The sequence below is a fragment of the Arthrobacter sp. P1_D4 genome (assembly GCF_056406115.1).
Genome location: NZ_JBFUAU010000001.1, coordinates 16,682 through 31,194 on the forward strand (window position 1 = coordinate 16,682; position 14,513 = coordinate 31,194).

16 protein-coding genes are annotated in these 14,513 nt (G+C 66.9%); 7 read left to right on the forward strand and 9 right to left on the reverse strand.

Annotated elements, in window-relative coordinates:
• Position 1 precedes the first annotated feature (1 nt).
• Positions 2–667 carry a histidine phosphatase family protein gene (locus AC1D0A_RS00080; RefSeq protein WP_243182124.1) on the reverse strand — a complete coding sequence of 222 codons (666 nt, stop codon included), beginning with the start codon at positions 665–667 and terminating at the stop codon, positions 2–4.
• A 213-nt stretch (positions 668–880) separates the two neighbouring features.
• On the opposite strand from AC1D0A_RS00080, the gene AC1D0A_RS00085 reads away from it, so the two are divergent.
• The 3 genes from AC1D0A_RS00085 to AC1D0A_RS00095 all read left to right on the forward strand — a co-directional run bounded on the left by AC1D0A_RS00085 (position 881) and on the right by AC1D0A_RS00095 (position 3,412).
• Complete coding sequence (locus tag AC1D0A_RS00085; RefSeq protein ID WP_028278101.1) at positions 881–1,429, forward strand: YceI family protein; 549 nt, start codon at positions 881–883, stop codon at positions 1,427–1,429.
• Positions 1,430–1,647: 218 nt separating this feature from the next.
• Positions 1,648–2,343, forward strand: coding sequence for a hypothetical protein (locus AC1D0A_RS00090; RefSeq protein ID WP_476943087.1), 696 nt, complete (start codon positions 1,648–1,650; stop codon positions 2,341–2,343).
• A gap of 211 nt (positions 2,344–2,554) precedes the next feature.
• On the forward strand, positions 2,555–3,412 hold the full coding sequence (locus AC1D0A_RS00095; protein ID WP_476944919.1) for a hypothetical protein: 858 nt from the start codon (positions 2,555–2,557) through the stop codon (positions 3,410–3,412).
• 65 nt (positions 3,413–3,477) lie between these two features.
• On the opposite strand, the gene AC1D0A_RS00100 is transcribed toward AC1D0A_RS00095, so the two are convergent.
• Both AC1D0A_RS00100 and AC1D0A_RS00105 read right to left on the reverse strand, forming a co-directional pair.
• Complete coding sequence (locus tag AC1D0A_RS00100; RefSeq protein WP_079555510.1) at positions 3,478–4,173, reverse strand: redox-sensing transcriptional repressor Rex; 696 nt, start codon at positions 4,171–4,173, stop codon at positions 3,478–3,480.
• A gap of 74 nt (positions 4,174–4,247) precedes the next feature.
• On the reverse strand, positions 4,248–4,520 hold the full coding sequence (locus AC1D0A_RS00105; RefSeq protein WP_476943090.1) for a glutaredoxin family protein: 273 nt from the start codon (positions 4,518–4,520) through the stop codon (positions 4,248–4,250).
• Positions 4,521–4,651: 131 nt separating this feature from the next.
• Between AC1D0A_RS00105 and AC1D0A_RS00110 the strand changes: the two genes are divergently transcribed.
• The gene (locus AC1D0A_RS00110) at positions 4,652–5,470 is read left to right on the forward strand and encodes an HAD family hydrolase (RefSeq protein ID WP_243182128.1); all 819 of its coding nucleotides are present in this window, start codon (positions 4,652–4,654) and stop codon (positions 5,468–5,470) included.
• A 119-nt stretch (positions 5,471–5,589) separates the two neighbouring features.
• On the opposite strand, the gene AC1D0A_RS00115 is transcribed toward AC1D0A_RS00110, so the two are convergent.
• The 3 genes from AC1D0A_RS00115 to AC1D0A_RS00125 all read right to left on the reverse strand — a co-directional run bounded on the left by AC1D0A_RS00115 (position 5,590) and on the right by AC1D0A_RS00125 (position 7,430).
• The gene (locus AC1D0A_RS00115; protein WP_003792170.1) at positions 5,590–5,688 is read right to left on the reverse strand and encodes a 30S ribosomal protein bS22; all 99 of its coding nucleotides are present in this window, start codon (positions 5,686–5,688) and stop codon (positions 5,590–5,592) included.
• 205 nt (positions 5,689–5,893) lie between these two features.
• Positions 5,894–6,115, reverse strand: a complete 222-nt coding sequence (locus AC1D0A_RS00120) for a helix-turn-helix domain-containing protein (protein ID WP_018775046.1) — start codon at positions 6,113–6,115, stop codon at positions 5,894–5,896.
• A 199-nt stretch (positions 6,116–6,314) separates the two neighbouring features.
• Positions 6,315–7,430 (reverse strand): 3-deoxy-7-phosphoheptulonate synthase, encoded by a 1,116-nt coding sequence (locus tag AC1D0A_RS00125; RefSeq protein ID WP_243182129.1) that lies wholly within the window; start codon positions 7,428–7,430, stop codon positions 6,315–6,317.
• A gap of 393 nt (positions 7,431–7,823) precedes the next feature.
• Here AC1D0A_RS00125 and AC1D0A_RS00130 point away from each other — a divergent pair, with 393 nt between their 5' ends.
• Positions 7,824–9,170: an alpha-hydroxy acid oxidase gene (locus AC1D0A_RS00130; protein WP_476944920.1), complete on the forward strand. Its 1,347-nt coding sequence runs from the start codon at positions 7,824–7,826 to the stop codon at positions 9,168–9,170.
• Between the two features lie 108 nt (positions 9,171–9,278).
• On the opposite strand, the gene AC1D0A_RS00135 is transcribed toward AC1D0A_RS00130, so the two are convergent.
• Positions 9,279–9,839 carry an ArsR/SmtB family transcription factor gene (locus tag AC1D0A_RS00135; protein WP_476944976.1) on the reverse strand — a complete coding sequence of 187 codons (561 nt, stop codon included), beginning with the start codon at positions 9,837–9,839 and terminating at the stop codon, positions 9,279–9,281.
• Positions 9,840–9,920: 81 nt separating this feature from the next.
• On the reverse strand, positions 9,921–11,144 hold the full coding sequence (locus AC1D0A_RS00140; protein ID WP_476944921.1) for an acetoin utilization protein AcuC: 1,224 nt from the start codon (positions 11,142–11,144) through the stop codon (positions 9,921–9,923).
• A 116-nt stretch (positions 11,145–11,260) separates the two neighbouring features.
• Here AC1D0A_RS00140 and AC1D0A_RS00145 point away from each other — a divergent pair, with 116 nt between their 5' ends.
• Entirely contained in the window at positions 11,261–12,691 is a 1,431-nt protein-coding gene (locus tag AC1D0A_RS00145) for a TrkH family potassium uptake protein (RefSeq protein ID WP_243182131.1), read from the forward strand.
• A gap of 40 nt (positions 12,692–12,731) precedes the next feature.
• Positions 12,732–13,370 carry a potassium channel family protein gene (locus AC1D0A_RS00150; protein ID WP_028277721.1) on the forward strand — a complete coding sequence of 213 codons (639 nt, stop codon included), beginning with the start codon at positions 12,732–12,734 and terminating at the stop codon, positions 13,368–13,370.
• Positions 13,371–13,432: 62 nt separating this feature from the next.
• Here the strand turns inward: AC1D0A_RS00150 and proC are convergent, their stop codons facing one another.
• On the reverse strand, positions 13,433–14,266 hold the full coding sequence (proC, locus tag AC1D0A_RS00155) for a pyrroline-5-carboxylate reductase (RefSeq protein ID WP_028277720.1): 834 nt from the start codon (positions 14,264–14,266) through the stop codon (positions 13,433–13,435).
• Positions 14,267–14,513: the final 247 nt, after the last annotated feature.

Consider the following 14,513-nt stretch of genomic DNA (forward strand, 5'->3'; position numbering starts at 1 on the left):
GTCAGGCTCCCGGGGTGCTGGCGGCACCGGGCAGCAGGGCGGCAGCGGGCTCGCTGTAGTCGACGCGCACGAGGCCGCCGGCGTCGTCGAACACCAGGGAAGTCAGGGACGTCAGGGTGCATTCGCGCTTGCGCGGGTCGTGCCACAACGGCCGGCCTTCGGCGCTGAGCCGCGTGGCCCAGATGGGCAGCTGGTGGCTGACAAGGATGGCTTCGGCCCCGTTGCCGCCCAGTTCGATGGCACGGACGCGTGCGTCCTGAACGGCCGCGATGACCCGCGCGGCCTGCTCCTTGTACGGCTCACCCCAGGAGGGCCGTAACGGGTTGTACAGCCGGGCCCAGTGCTTGGGCCGCAGCAGCTCCGCCTTCGAGACGCGGAGGCCCTCAAAGTAGTTGGCGGCCTCGATGATGCGGGATTCGGTGGCAATCTCCAGGCCCAGGGCGTCGGCGATCGGCTGCGCCGTCTCCTGAGCGCGGGTCAGTGGGGACGCGGCGAGGTGGACGATCCTGGCCCCTTGCGCGGACCGCTCCCTGAAGTGTTCCGCCAGGGTGCGGGCCATCTCCCGGCCGAGTTCGGAGAGGTGGAATTCCGGCAGCCTGCCGTACAGGACACCATCGGGATTGTGGACCTCGCCGTGGCGGAGCAAATGAACAGTGGCTTGGGGCATGTCTACCAGTTTCTCAAAGATGCCGGTCGATCTGAAATCTTCTACGGGAGGTAGAACTGATGAGTTTGGAAAAATGTTCCCCGGAGTTGGAATAAAAGATGCAAATGCATGTTTATACTGGGTGAAGCAGTTAGTTGAGATTTCAACCAATGATGCTTCAACTAGCGATCAGACGAATCACCGTAGTACCAACCCGACTCAAGGAGAACCACCATGGCACTTCCCGCAAACGTCACCACCGGCACCTGGACCCTCGACCCGTCGCACAGCGAGATCGGCTTCACCGTCCGCCACGCCGGCATCAGCAAGGTCCGCGGTCAGTTCACCGACGCCGCCGCCACCCTGGATCTCGCCGAGAACGTCACCGACTCCAAGGTCAACGCCTCGATCAAGACCGCAAGCTTCGACTCCGGTGACGCCAACCGCGACGGCCACGTCCGCGGCGAAGATTTCTTCGACGTCGAGACGTTCCCGGAGATCTCCTTTGTCTCCAACACCATCGTCCCCAAGGGCGACGCCTACGAGCTCCAGGGCGACCTCACCATCAAGGGCATCACCCGCCCCGTGGCCCTCGAGACCGAATTCAACGGCGTGGCCGTCGATCCCTTCGGCAACACCCGCGCCGGCCTCAGCGCCGAAACCACGATCAGCCGCAAGGACTTCGGGCTGACCTGGAACGCCGTCCTCGAAGCCGGCGGCGTGCTGGTCAGCGACAAGGTTGCCATCAACCTGGAACTGGCCTTCATCGCTCCCGCAGCATAGCCAGCATCAAGCACGGTCGCGGCCCGGTCACTCCCGTCCGCGCCTGACGGCCGACGCCGGTCAGCCGGGTCCGGCGCCCCGCTTCATCTTCGCGATGAAGCGGGGCGCTGTTGTTTTTCGCCGCTGCTGTCTGCCCCTCTCGGGCGCCGCCGTCGGGCACCGCGACGCGGCTCCAGATTCCCTAGATAACAGGGAAACGGCGGTCTACAGTGAGAGCCATGAGCAACCCGAGTGATGTACCTCCGCAGCAGCCGGGCGCCCAGCCGCCGGTGTCGGGCAGCGTCCCGCCCGCCGGCCCACCGCAGCTTCCCGCCAACCCGCCGCCCCCTCACGGATACCAGGCACCCCCTCCCGGGTACCAGGCACCGCCGCCGGGGTATCAGGCACCCCCTCCCGGGTACCAGGGCCAGCCGGCGTCGGCCGGCGGATTCCGCTTCGAGATGCCCACCGACCGCCCCAGGAACTTCGGCGATGCACTGCCTGCCGGCGGGCTCTCCGGCATGTTCAAGGTTGCCGCAATGCCCACCGAGCTGAAGGTCTCCTACTGGATCTGGCTGATCGGCGGGCTCCTGGGCCTCCTGGGTGGAGTCATCGGGTTGTTCGGGTCCTTCGTCCTGGTCGCCTTTGCGCCGGCAATCGGGCTCCTGGTGCTGCTGCTCGTGATCGTGGCGCTCGCACTGGCAACCGCTCAGATCATTCTGGCCATGAAGATGAAGGAAGGCCGGGAATGGGCCCGCTTCGCCCTCACCATCCTTGCCGGCATCTCCCTGGTGCTGGCACTCATCAGTTCCGGCATAGCCGACGGCCGGGCGGGCGGAGGCCTGCCGGGCTTCCTCATCAGCCTCGTTGCGACCGTGCTCATGTGGCTGCCGAACGCACAGGCCTGGTTTGCCGCCAACCGGGGCCGAATCTAGGCCTGCCGCTGCACAGGGCACCCGCGGAATCGTGGCAGCGCCAGGTGGCCCGGCCGCCACGCGCCGGCCAGCGAATGGGGCTTGAGAATACCTCTCCGGAATGATCCACACGGCGGCCGGCCCGCGGTACGGTTGAGCTAAACCATGCTGGGGGCAGGGCAGGATCTCTGATCCCGGTGGCCGATTCGATCGACACGCAAAGGACCGCTTCATGAGCAATCCCCCAGTCCAGCCCCCGCCTCCCAACGGCTCCGAGCCGGGCGGGGAATCCACGCCGGCCCCGCAGGCACCGCAGTACGGCCAGAACGCCCCGCAGACTCCGCAGTACGGCGAGCAGACACCCCCGGCCTACGGCCAGAACGCCCCTCAGACGCCGCAGTACGGCCAGCAGACACCCCCGGCCTACGGCCAGAACGCCCCCCAGACGCCGCAGTACGGCCAGCAGACACCCCAGGCCTACGGCCAGAACGCCCCCCAGACGCCGCAGTACGGCCAGCAGACACCTCCCGCCTACGGCCAGAACGCCCCGCAGGCACCGCAGTACGGCCAGTCCCCGTACGGCCAGTCCCCCTACGCCCAGTACCCGTCCGACCAGCCGCAGGCTCAGGGCGCGGTTCCCCAGTTGGTCAATACGTCGTTCTGGCTGATCATCGCAGCCGGAGCCTTGTGGGTCATCTCCATGCTGGTGTCCCTGGGAACCCTGGACACCCCTGCCGTCAGGGACATGTTCGAGCAGCAGATGGCAGCGAGCGGCACGAGCGTCGACTTCGAATCCATCAAGGGTGTCCTGATCGGCACCATCGTGGTGTTTGCCGCTATCAGCGCCGGGCTGTATGCCCTCGTGGCATTCAATGTCCGCAGGGGCAGGAACTGGGCCCGCATCCTGGGCACCGTGTTCGCCGCCTTGTCGGTCTTCAACATCATCCCGCTCAGCCTCGCCACCCTGGCGGCACTCGTGGGCATTGCGGCTATCGTGCTGCTTTACTTGCCCGCGGCAGCGCCGTATTTCCAGAAGCGGCAGCCCTTTGCCAACCCCTATGGACAGCCCGGAGCCCCCTTCGGGAAGTAGCGTCGCCAAGAACCACCCAGGGGGGTACCACTCAGCGGGCGCGGGAACCGGAGGGCTGGCGGATCTTAGTCGGCGTCTTCCGGGTCCTGCGCCCTTTGTGCGTGATAGGCCAGAATCTGCAGTTCCGTTGCCATGTCCACCTTGCGCAGGTTGACTCCCGGCGGGACCTGCAGCATCACCGGCGCGAAGCTGAGGATGCTCCGCACGCCGGCGGCTATCACCCGGTCGCAGACGTCCTGGGCCACCGCCGCGGGCAAAGCGAGGACCACCATGTTGGCACCGGTCCGTTGCAGTACCGGCTCAAGGTCGGCGGCGTCGCTGACCCGCAGCCAACCGACTTCACTGCCCACCACCATCTGGTCGGCGTCGAAAATTGCCACAATGTCAAAGCCTCGAGACTCGAATCCGCCGTACCGGGCCAGGGCTTTGCCGAGGTTGCCCGCACCGACGATCGCGACTTTCCAGTCGTGCGTCAACCCGAGGGCGGCGGCGATGTTGCGGTTGAGGTACTGGACCTCATAACCGACACCCCGGGTTCCGTAGGAGCCAACATAGGATAGGTCCTTGCGCAGCGTCGAGGAGCTCACTCCGGAGGCCTCGGCCAGCGACTCGGACGAGACCCGGTCCACACCGTCAGCCAGCAGCGTGGTCAGGGCGCGCAGATAGATGGTCAGCCGGGCCACGGCCGCGGGCGGAATCTGTTTGGCCGCAGTCCCGGCTCCCCCGGGAACAGGCCCGGGAGATGAATCCAGCGAAGTCACTATCTGCTCCATTGCGTCGCGTTGTGCTTCCCACTCTAGAGCCCCCGCGCATCACGCAACAAAGCACCCCGCCGTCAGGAGGGCTGGTCGAGGACCCGTTGCAGGGTCCGGGTCAGGCGGGCCTCGTCGATCTTCCAGAAATCCCGCTGGACGCCGTTGACCAGCACCACCGGGATCTCCTCGGCGAAACGTTCCCGCAGCCCGGCGTCGTCGTCCACCGATTTTTCCGACCAATCTATTCCGAGCGCAGCGGTGACCCGGCCGACGGCGGCGCGCGCCTCTGTGCACAGGTGGCAGTCAGCCTTGGTGATCAGAACTACATCGGGTAAGTGTGCGGGTTTGGCCATGCATCCACCGTAGCCCGGCGGCCACTTCGGCGTCGACGCGCGGCGCAGTCCGCCCGGGTCCGGGCCCGTCCTGCCGTCGCGTCGCGCGTCCCGCGGGCGGCCGGGGGCCTGTCATTGACTAGACTCGTGGCATGCCCGAGGAGAAATACGTCATTGTGGCCAATGAGCCTGCTGCATCGACGCAGCACGGCGAGGCCGCATTTTTCGACGTCGACAACACCCTCATGAAGGGCGCAAGCCTTTTCCATGTCGCCCGCAAGCTTTACCAGCGTGGCGCCTTCACCCTGCCGCAGGCTGCCGGGTTCGCCTGGAAGCAGTTCATGTTCGTGCTGCGCGGCGAAAACATGGATGACGTCCACGCAGTCCGCGATTCCGCCCTGACGCTGGCCGCCGGCATCACGGCCAAGGACATCGAGGCGTTGGGCGAAGAGGTCTACGACGAGATGATTGAGTCGCGGATCTGGCCGGGGGCAAAGGCCCTGGCCGAACAGCATCTCCGGGTCGGGCGCAAAGTATGGCTCGTCACGGCGACGCCGATCGAGGTGGCCACTGTCATTGCCGCCCGGCTGGGCCTGACCGGGGCGCTGGGCACAGTTGGCGAGATCATGGACGGCTCGTACACGGGACGGCTTGTGGGCGAGATCCTCCATGGACCGGCCAAAGCGGTCGCGGTCCAGCACATTGCTGAGGAGCAGGGCCTGGACCTGAGCCGCTGCTGGGCGTACAGCGATTCCCACAACGACATCCCGTTGCTGAGCATGGTGGGGCACCCCGTTGCCATCAATCCCGACTCCAAGCTGCGCCGCTACGCCCGCGAGCACAACTGGCCGGTCTACGACTTCCGTGCCGGCCGGCGCGCCGCCACTCTGGGCTTCAAGGCCGCGACGGTCGGAGGGGCCATCTACGGCCTGTGGCGGGGGTTCTCCCGCTTCCGCGGCCCCAGCCGCTAGGCCGCCCGCGGCTTTCCGCTGGGATTCCGGGCCGACGCCGGGGATCCGGGCGAGGCCTGAGCAAGAAAAATGCCCGTCGCCTGGAAGGCAACGGGCATTTCATGCATTTCGAAGTATTGCTACTTCTTATTGCGACGCTGGTGGCGCGTCTTGCGAAGCAGCTTGCGGTGCTTCTTCTTGGCCATACGCTTGCGACGCTTCTTAATAACTGAACCCACGAAAGTTCCTTACCGGCTAGATGCAGTACCTGCCTGTTGGGAAGGGTCCGCGGGCTAAGCAGCAGACTGAAGCAACTGACAGGTTCTTACAATGACGTAAAACGTTCCTTAACAGGGTACCGCCTCTGCGAGGCACCCCACGACCGCGGGTCCCGTGCGGGACCCAAAGCAGTCGATTCACGCTGTGAATGTTGCCGCTGACTGATCAGCCAGTTCCGGCGTGGCCGTCATTCCGGTCGACGACGGCACCCTTGAGGTACTGCTCGACGGCGTTTTCCGGCACGCGGTAGGAGCGGCCGAACCGCACGGCCGGCATCTCCCCCGAATGCACAAGACGGTACACAGTCATTTTCGATACCCGCATAAGTTCCGCGACTTCGGCCACGGTCAAAAAACGGGCCTTGGAGAAGTTGGCCTCCGTAGACATTTCCCTATTCCTTTGCTCAAGCGAACGGCAGCCCCACCTGTTGACATGGCGGTGTGCCGATGCTGAGCCATCAAACAACCATGTGTTAGCAACACTAGTTGCTCATGGTGCCAAAGTGAAAGACTTCCTCAGGAATCCCCACACGGTTTCCGCAGGAATCTCGAAAATCCCGCGGCACGCCCCTCCTCCTGCTCTTCCCTCAGGCACGGGTCCGCCGCGTGCGGGCCGAGGCGGCCAGCTGGCCCAGTACCGACGCCGTCACGTCCCAGTCCATGCAGGCATCCGTGACGCTCTGGCCATAGACCAGCCCGTCCCGTCCGGAGCCGGTAACGGCGTTGACATCAAGGTTCTGGGCCCCGCCCACCAGGAAGCTCTCGAGCATGACGCCGGCGATGGCCCCGGCGGCGGCTCCGGCACTTTCGAGCTGCGCACCGATTTCGAGGGCGACCTCGGCCTGGCGGTGGTGGTTTTTGCCGCTGTTGGCGTGGCTGGCGTCGACGATCAGACGGGGGTTGAGCTGCTTCGCGGCGAGTTTCGCTGAGGCCGCTTCAACATCGGCGGCTGAGTAGTTGGGGCCCTTGCGTCCGCCGCGGAGGATGACGTGGGTGTCCGGGTTGCCGGCGGTAGCCACAAGCGCCGCCCGGCCGTCGTCGTCGATCCCGAGGAACGCCTGGGCGGCAGCGGCGGCGCTGCACGCGTCCAGCGCCACCTGGAGATCGCCGTCGGTCCCGTTCTTGAAGCCGATCGGCATCGACAGCCCGGAGGCCAGCTGGCGGTGGATCTGGCTCTCCGTGGTGCGGGCGCCGATCGCGCCCCAGGCGACCAGGTCCGCGACGTACTGGGGGCTGATGGGCTCAAGGAACTCGGTGGCGGTGGGCAGGCCGAGGGCGGTGACCTGGCGCAGGAAGGACCGGGCCGCGCGCAGGCCCGCGGCGATGTCGTGGCTGCCGTCCAGCCGAGGGTCGTTGATCAGGCCCTTCCAGCCCACCGTGGTGCGCGGCTTTTCGAAGTAGGTGCGCATGACGATCAGCAGGTCTTCGCGGTGCTTCTCTGCCTGGCTGACCAGCCGGCGGGCGTATTCCAGGCCCGCCTTGGGGTCGTGGATGGAGCAGGGGCCCACGATGACGAGCAGCCTGTCGTCCACACCGTCCATGATGGCCCGGACCTCGTCCCGGCCCCGTCCGACCACCTCGGCCAGGCGGGCCTCCAGGGGCAGTTCCGCCATGAGGTCTTGCGGGGTGGGCAGCGGGGTGAACTCGCTGACGCGCAGGTTCGAGGTGGAGTGTTGGGGGCCGGTGGCTGCTTCGATGCTCATATTCGGGTCCTGTTCCGGGTGCGGAGCGGGCCCTGGTCAGAACCCGCCGAAGAAATGGCGAAGGGCAGAGAATAATCTCTGCCCTGTTGGCTCTGAAGGAAAGTTGGATGCGTGTCAGTTAGACGCGGGCCCCTCCAGAGCCAACGAAAAATACGCATACCAACGGTTAGTCATAGCGTTGACGATAGCCCCGGAGCCGCGGCCGGAGCAAACGCCGGGCGTAACAATTCGCGGGCGGCTAGTTCCGGGCGGCCAGGAGTACGTGGTCGCCGGGCAGGCACGTCGCGGCAGTGTTCGCCGGCGCTGCCGCGAAATGACATTTCGCGGCACACCGGCACCACCTAGAGTGTGAGGAAACCCAGCACAGCATCCGATCCGCAAATGGAGGCAGCCATGACGCACACCGTCCCGCCCGGCAACCCCGAGGCTCCGACCACTCCCGCGGCCACGGCCCCTGGCCCTGCTGTCTCCGCGTCCGGGCAGCACACAGCCGCGGCCGCCCGCGGGCTCCCTGCCGCGCTGAAGCGCCGCGTGCCCAAGTACGCCGACCTTGCTCCCCTGATGCAGTTCAAGAAGCCGGAATTCAGCAGGGCCGCCAGGCTGCGCCGTGCCAGCACCATCTGGGACCTGCGGGACATGGCCAAGCGCCGCACACCCCAGGCGCCCTTCGATTACACGGACGGCGCCGCCGAGGCCGAAATCTCCCTCCGCCGCGCCCGCCAGGCGTTCCTGGACATTGAATTCCGGCCCGGGGTCCTGCGGGACGTCTCCAGCATCGACCTCAGCACTGACATCCTGGGCGGGCCGTCCCGCCTCCCGGTGGGCATCGCGCCCACCGGCTTCACCCGGATGATGCAGTCCGAGGGCGAATACGCCGGTTCCCAGGCCGCCGCAGCCGCCGGCATTCCGTACACCCTCTCCACCATGGGCACGGCGTCGCTCGAGGACGTGGCCGCCGCCGCACCCACTGGCCGCAACTGGTTCCAGCTGTACCTGTGGACGGACCGGGAGCGTTCACTGGAACTGATCCAGCGTGCCGCCGCGGCGGGCAATGACACGCTCATGGTCACGGTGGACACCGCCGTCGCCGGCGCCAGGCTCCGCGACGTCCGCAACGGCATGACCATCCCGCCCGCCCTGACACTCAAGACCGTACTGGATGCGTCCTACCGGCCCGCGTGGTGGTTCAACTTCCTCACCCACGAGCCGCTGACTTTCGCGTCGCTGTCCCGCTACACGGGCACGGTCGCGGACCTCATCAACTCCATGTTCGATCCCACCCTGACCTTTGCCGACCTCGACTGGCTGCGCGAGACGTGGAAGGGCAAGCTCGTGGTCAAGGGCATCCAGACGGTCGACGACGCCCGCAAGGTGGTGGACCATGGCGCGGACGGGATTGTGCTCTCCAACCACGGCGGCCGCCAGCTGGACCGGGCACCGATTCCGTTCCACCTGCTCCCGGAGGTCTCCGCGGCGCTGAAGGCGGACCGCAGCGACGCGGCGATCATCCTGGACACCGGCATCATGAGCGGCGCGGACATCATCGCCGCCCTCGCCCTCGGCGCCGACTTCACGCTGATCGGCCGCGCCTACCTGTACGGGCTCATGGCCGGCGGGCGGGCCGGTGTGGACCGTGCCCTCCAAATCCTGGAGAAGGACATGGAACGCACCATGGCACTGCTGGGCGTCAGCCGGATCGCCGACCTCACCCCCGAGCACGTGCGGATCCTCCGCACCTAGCGCACCCCTGGCAAGCCACGGGCGCCCAAACGATCGGCCGGGTGCCACTTTGGGCGAAGCGGATGGCCGCAGCGCATACCCAGGGCGGCATACGCGGGGCAGGACAGCCTACTTCTTGCGGCCGAACTTGGGCAGGTTGGCCAGGAGATCGGCGGCCCTGGTGGCGGCCCGGCCCACGGTCCGCCCGATCTGCTGGGGCATTTTGTCGTCCCCCGCCGTTCCCACCGGAATGACGACGGCGGGGCTCAGCGGGCTGCCGGCAGGGCGGCCCGCCAGTGCTGCGGCGGGTTGCGCGGCGACCGGTTGCGGGACGGCAGGTTGCGGAACCGCGGCGGCCAGGCCTTCCGGGACGGCGGCGGGGCCGGCTTCGGGGTGGCGGGCGGCGGCCGCGTCCGCCGTCGCGGCGGGGCCGACGTCGAACGCCTGCAGCCAGGTGGCGATCCCGGCGAGCGGCTTGGGGTTGAGCGTGTAATACCGCTTCTGGCCCTGGGCGCGCATGCTCACCAGGTCCGCTTCGCGGAGGACTTTGAGATGCTTGGAAATGGTGGGCTGGCTTGCTTCAAGCTCCTGGACCAGTTCCCCCACCGCTTTGTCCCCCTTGCGGAGGGCTATCAGAATGTCACGCCTGGTTGCCTCAGCAATGACGGCAAATACGTCGTCTGTCACCATGCCCTCCACACTAGCGACATATACGCCAGATGGCATCCACGAATTGTTCCGTTGGTGCAAGCCCCCAAGGCCGGCCCGGATTCAGTCGAACCAGGGATCCAGTCCGTGCAGGGGAAACACTTCCTTGCGGGTGGCCATGATGGTGCGGTCCACCTCGTCGTTGGGGTCGAAACCCACTTCCCAGGACCGCCACCAGAGGTCCACGTCGTCGCCCATCGTCTCGGGGGGCTCCACGCCGAACCTGGCGCCGTACTTGTCTCTGACGTAGTTGCGCCAGTCCTCCGGAACCGGGGTGCGCAACGGCACCGGGCGGCCGGCGGCGATGGCTATGAGGTGGCTCCAGGACCGCGGGACCACGCTGACCACGTTGTAGCCGCCGCCCCCGGTGGATATCCACCGGTTCTCGCAATAGCGGGCGGCGAGGTTGCCGATCGCCGTGGCGGCCTCGCGCTGGCCGTCCACACTGATGTTCAGGTGCGTGAGCGGGTCAAGCCGGTGCGAGTCGCAGCCGTGCTGGCTGACGATCACTTCCGGTTCGAACGCGCCAATGAGCTGGGGCACGACGGCGTGGAAGGCCCGCAGCCACCCGGCGTCAACGGTGCCGGCCGGGAGGGCGACGTTCACGGCGCTGCCCTGCGCGTTCGGTCCGCCGATCTCGTTGGCAAACCCGGTGCCCGGGAAGAGGGTCAGTCCGGATTCGTGCAGCGAAATGGTCAGGACGCGCGGATCGTCCCAGAAGATGCTTTGCGTGCCGTCGCCGTGGTGAGCATCGACGTCGACGTAGGCCACCCGCCGGACGCCGCCGTCGAGCAGCCGCTGGACCGCGAGGGCGGCGTCGTTGTAGATGCAAAAACCGCTCGCGCGCTCCCGGGAGGCGTGGTGCATTCCGCCGCCGAAGTTCACGGCCCGCACGGCGCTGCCGTCGAGGACAGCTGCGGCCGCCAGCAGGGAGCCGCCGGCCAGCCGGGCGCTGGCTTCGTGCATGCCGGCAAAGGCGGGGTCGTCCTCGGTTCCGAGACCCCTGGCGTGGTCGGAGGTGTCCGGGTTTGCGCTCACGCGCCGCACGGCGGCCACAAACTCCGGGCTGTGGACCGCGCACAGCTCCGCGTCGGTGGCGACGTCCGGAGCCGCTACCGAGACGTGGTCCAGATCCAGCAGTCCAAGGCTGCCGGCCAGCTTCGCTGTGAGCTCCATGCGCTCCGGCGCCATCGGGTGGGAGTGGCCAAAGTTGTAGGCAGTCATGGCTGGGGCCCACACCACCGTCGTTGGCAGCGCGGTCTGAGCGAGTCCGGGCAGGAATGTCATCAATCACAGGCTACCCGAGCGGTCCCCGGCTTCCCGCGCGCACGGGCGTTCCCCCGGCCATTACCCGGTGTTTAGTGGTTTACTACTTGGGGAAGAAGTTTCAACCGAGGAAGAACATGACGCAAAGCCAGTCGAGGTCCACGAGCCCGGCCAGCTGGCAGCCAGGCATGCCGGAGCGGGAAGGCCTGTGGATCTTCACACGCCTGCGCGACTTCATTGACAGCATCGCGAACAGCTCGCCCGCCCGCCTGGCGCTCTCGGCGTTCGGCGTCGTGATCTTGGTCTTCACCGCTTTGCTCTCGCTGCCCTTAGCTTCCGCGACGGGACAGGTCACACCGCTGCATCAGGCGTTCTTCACCGCGTCGTCAGCTGTCTGCGTCACGGGCCTGACCGTGGTCTCCACGGCTGTGCACTGGTCCTTCTTCGGCCAGCTCGTGATCCTGGTCGGCATTTTCGTGGGCGGCTTGGGCACCTTGACCCTCGCGTCGCTGCTGGCGCTCATGGTGAGCAAGAGACTTGGTGTCCGGGGCAAGCTGATCGCCCAAGAGGCCATGAACGCCGGCCGGCTCGGCGAAGTCGGCACGCTGCTCCGGATCGTGATCGTGACCTCCGTCGTGATCGAGGCGGCCCTGGCCGTGACCCTGATCCCTCGCTTCCTGCTCCTTGGGGAGAGTTTCCCGCAGGCCGTCTGGCACGGGGTCTTCTACGCCATTTCATCGTTCAACAACGCCGGTTTCACGCCGCATTCGGACGGAATCGTGCCGTACGAAACCGATCTCTGGATCCTTGTCCCGTTGATGCTCGGCGTGTTCCTGGGCAGCCTGGGATTCCCTGTCGTCATGGTGCTGCACCAGAACGGGCTGCGGTGGAAGAAATGGAACCTCCACACCAAGCTGACCATCCAGGTGTCCTTCATTCTCCTGGCCGCCGGCACGGTCCTGTGGGGTTTCCTGGAGTGGGACAACCTGCGCACCATCGGGGACATGGACCTCGGCGACAAGATCACGCATGCGCTGTTTGCCTCAGTCATGTTGCGCTCCGGCGGCTTCAACCTCGTGGACCAGAACCACATGGAGTCCACCACCATGTTGCTCTCCGATGCCCTCATGTTCGCCGGCGGAGGTTCCGCATCCACGGCGGGCGGCATCAAGGTCACCACCATCGCCGTGATGTTCCTGGCGATCACCGCCGAGGCCCGCGGCGACGCGGACGTGAAAATCTACGGCCGCACCATCCCCGAGGGCACCATGCGCGTGGCCATCTCGGTGATCGTCGCCGGCGCCACCCTCGTCTCGGTCTCGGCCCTCCTGCTCCTGCACATCAGCCATGCCTCCCTGGACCGGGTCCTGTTTGAAACCATTTCCGCCTTCGCCACGGTGGGCCTCAGCACCAACCTCAGTGCAGAGTTGCCGCCGGAGGGGGTTTACGTCCTCGCTTTGCTCATGTTTGCCGGGCGCGTCGGGACGGTCACCCTTGCCGCCGGCCTGGCCCTGCGCCAGCGCAGCCAGCTGTACCACTACCCGGAAGAGAGACCGATCATTGGCTAGTTCCTCAGGCGCCGTCAACCGCCCCGCCCACAACGCCCCCGTGCTGGTGATCGGGCTGGGCCGTTTTGGTGCATCCACCGCAGAACAGCTGGTCAAACAGGGCCGGGAGGTCCTGGCCATCGAACGCGACCGCAGCCTCGTCCAGAAGTGGGCGAGCGTCCTGACGCACGTGGTGGAAGCCGACGCCACCAACATCGATGCCCTCCGCCAGCTCGGCGCCCAGGAATTCAGTTCCGCCGTCGTGGGCGTGGGCACCTCGATCGAATCCTCGGTGCTCATCACGGTGAACCTCGTAGACCTGGGAATCGAACACCTCTGGGTCAAGGCGATCACGCCCTCGCACGGCAAGATCCTCACCCGCATCGGCGCCAACCACGTCATCTACCCGGAGGCCGACGCCGGCGTCCGTGCCGCGCACCTGGTCTCCGGGCGCATGCTGGACTTCATCGAGTTTGACGACGACTTCGCGATCGTCAAGATGTACCCGCCGCGCGAGACCGTGGGCTTCACCCTCGATGAGTCCAAGGTCCGGTCCAAGTACGGCGTCACGATCGTGGGCGTGAAGTCCCCGGGCGAGGACTTCACCTACGCGCGGCCGGAAACCAAGGTTTCCTCGCGGGATATGCTCATCGTTTCGGGCCACGTGGACCTGCTCGAACGGTTCGCTGCCCGCCCCTAGGCCACAACCGGAGCCTGCGGAAACCGGCGCCGCGGCCTGCTCCGGTGTCCGCCCGGGCCGGCTCAGGCGAGCTGTCGGGTGATTTCTGCGGCGCGCTCAGCCGCCGCGCGGGCGCCGTCGGCAATGATGGCCGGCAGTCCGCGCTCGTCAAAGGTGGCGATGGCCCGTTCCGTGGTGCCGTTCGGGCTCGTGACCGCCTTGCGCAATGCGGCAGGATCCGCGCCCGGCTCAGCCAGCATGAAGCCCGCCCCGGCGACGGTCTCGCGGGCCAGCAACAGCGACAGCTCCGGGTCCAGGCCCAGTCGTGCCCCGGCCTCGGCCATGGCCTCCGCCAGGTAGAAGGCGTAGGCCGGGCCCGAGCCGCTGATCGCGGAGAGGGCGTCCACCTGCTCTTCCGGGATCTCCACGACCGTGCCGGCGGCGGCGAGGATGTCCTTGGCGCGCTGGAGTTGCCCGGCGGAGCAGCTGGTCCCGGGCGAGACGGAGACGACGCCGCGGCCCAGCTTCGCCGGTGTGTTCGGCATCGTGCGGATGACGGGCTGGCCGGCCGGCAGCGCCGCCTCCAGCTGCTCCAGTGACACGGCGGCCGCAACGCTGATGACGATCGTTCCGGGTGAAAGGGATCCGCTGATTTCCCGGGCCAGGTCCGCGATCCCCACGGGTTTGACTCCCAGGATCACGACGGCGGAGCCGGTGGCGGCCTGTTTATTGTTGTCGGGCTCTTCTTCGCCCGCGATGGCGGTGATCCCGTGGTGGCGCTGGGCCAGCTCGGCCGCGCGCCCGGCCCGGCGGACTGTCGCGACAATGTCGCCCGGGTCGACGCCGCCGTCGATCAGCCCCGCCATAATTGCCTCGTTCATTGACCCACAGCCCAGGAATGCGATTCGGTTGCTCATGTCCCCATCATTGCAGTCTGACGTGATTCCCAGCCAGCTCCCACCTTCAGCGCAGTCAGCGCACAACTTTGGAACCTAACGTTGTAACTACCTCATTGAGGGTGCGAGTGATGCAGCAGGCATGCGGATGCCTGCGCGGCACCGGTGGTTGCAGCGGGTTTTCCCATTTTCCCGCAGCGTACCGCCGGTGCCTTTGCCGTTTAAAGCCCCTGCGGCGGAGCCGGCCACCACCCGGCGGGCGCCGTCG

Bases quoted from the DNA above. Each gene is read 5' to 3' on its own strand.
- AC1D0A_RS00145 (WP_243182131.1), top strand. From the start codon at position 11,261: ATGACGCAAAGCCAGTCGAGGTCCACGAGCCCGGCCAGCTGGCAGCCA.
- proC (WP_028277720.1), bottom strand. From the start codon at position 14,266: ATGAGCAACCGAATCGCATTCCTGGGCTGTGGGTCAATGAACGAGGCA.
- AC1D0A_RS00080 (WP_243182124.1), bottom strand. From the start codon at position 667: ATGCCCCAAGCCACTGTTCATTTGCTCCGCCACGGCGAGGTCCACAAT.
- AC1D0A_RS00130 (WP_476944920.1), top strand. From the start codon at position 7,824: ATGACGCACACCGTCCCGCCCGGCAACCCCGAGGCTCCGACCACTCCC.
- AC1D0A_RS00085 (WP_028278101.1), top strand. From the start codon at position 881: ATGGCACTTCCCGCAAACGTCACCACCGGCACCTGGACCCTCGACCCG.
- AC1D0A_RS00120 (WP_018775046.1), bottom strand. From the start codon at position 6,115: ATGTCTACGGAGGCCAACTTCTCCAAGGCCCGTTTTTTGACCGTGGCC.
- AC1D0A_RS00135 (WP_476944976.1), bottom strand. From the start codon at position 9,839: ATGGTGACAGACGACGTATTTGCCGTCATTGCTGAGGCAACCAGGCGT.
- AC1D0A_RS00090 (WP_476943087.1), top strand. From the start codon at position 1,648: ATGAGCAACCCGAGTGATGTACCTCCGCAGCAGCCGGGCGCCCAGCCG.
- AC1D0A_RS00095 (WP_476944919.1), top strand. From the start codon at position 2,555: ATGAGCAATCCCCCAGTCCAGCCCCCGCCTCCCAACGGCTCCGAGCCG.
- AC1D0A_RS00110 (WP_243182128.1), top strand. From the start codon at position 4,652: ATGCCCGAGGAGAAATACGTCATTGTGGCCAATGAGCCTGCTGCATCG.
- AC1D0A_RS00105 (WP_476943090.1), bottom strand. From the start codon at position 4,520: ATGGCCAAACCCGCACACTTACCCGATGTAGTTCTGATCACCAAGGCT.
- AC1D0A_RS00125 (WP_243182129.1), bottom strand. From the start codon at position 7,430: ATGAGCATCGAAGCAGCCACCGGCCCCCAACACTCCACCTCGAACCTG.
- AC1D0A_RS00140 (WP_476944921.1), bottom strand. From the start codon at position 11,144: ATGACATTCCTGCCCGGACTCGCTCAGACCGCGCTGCCAACGACGGTG.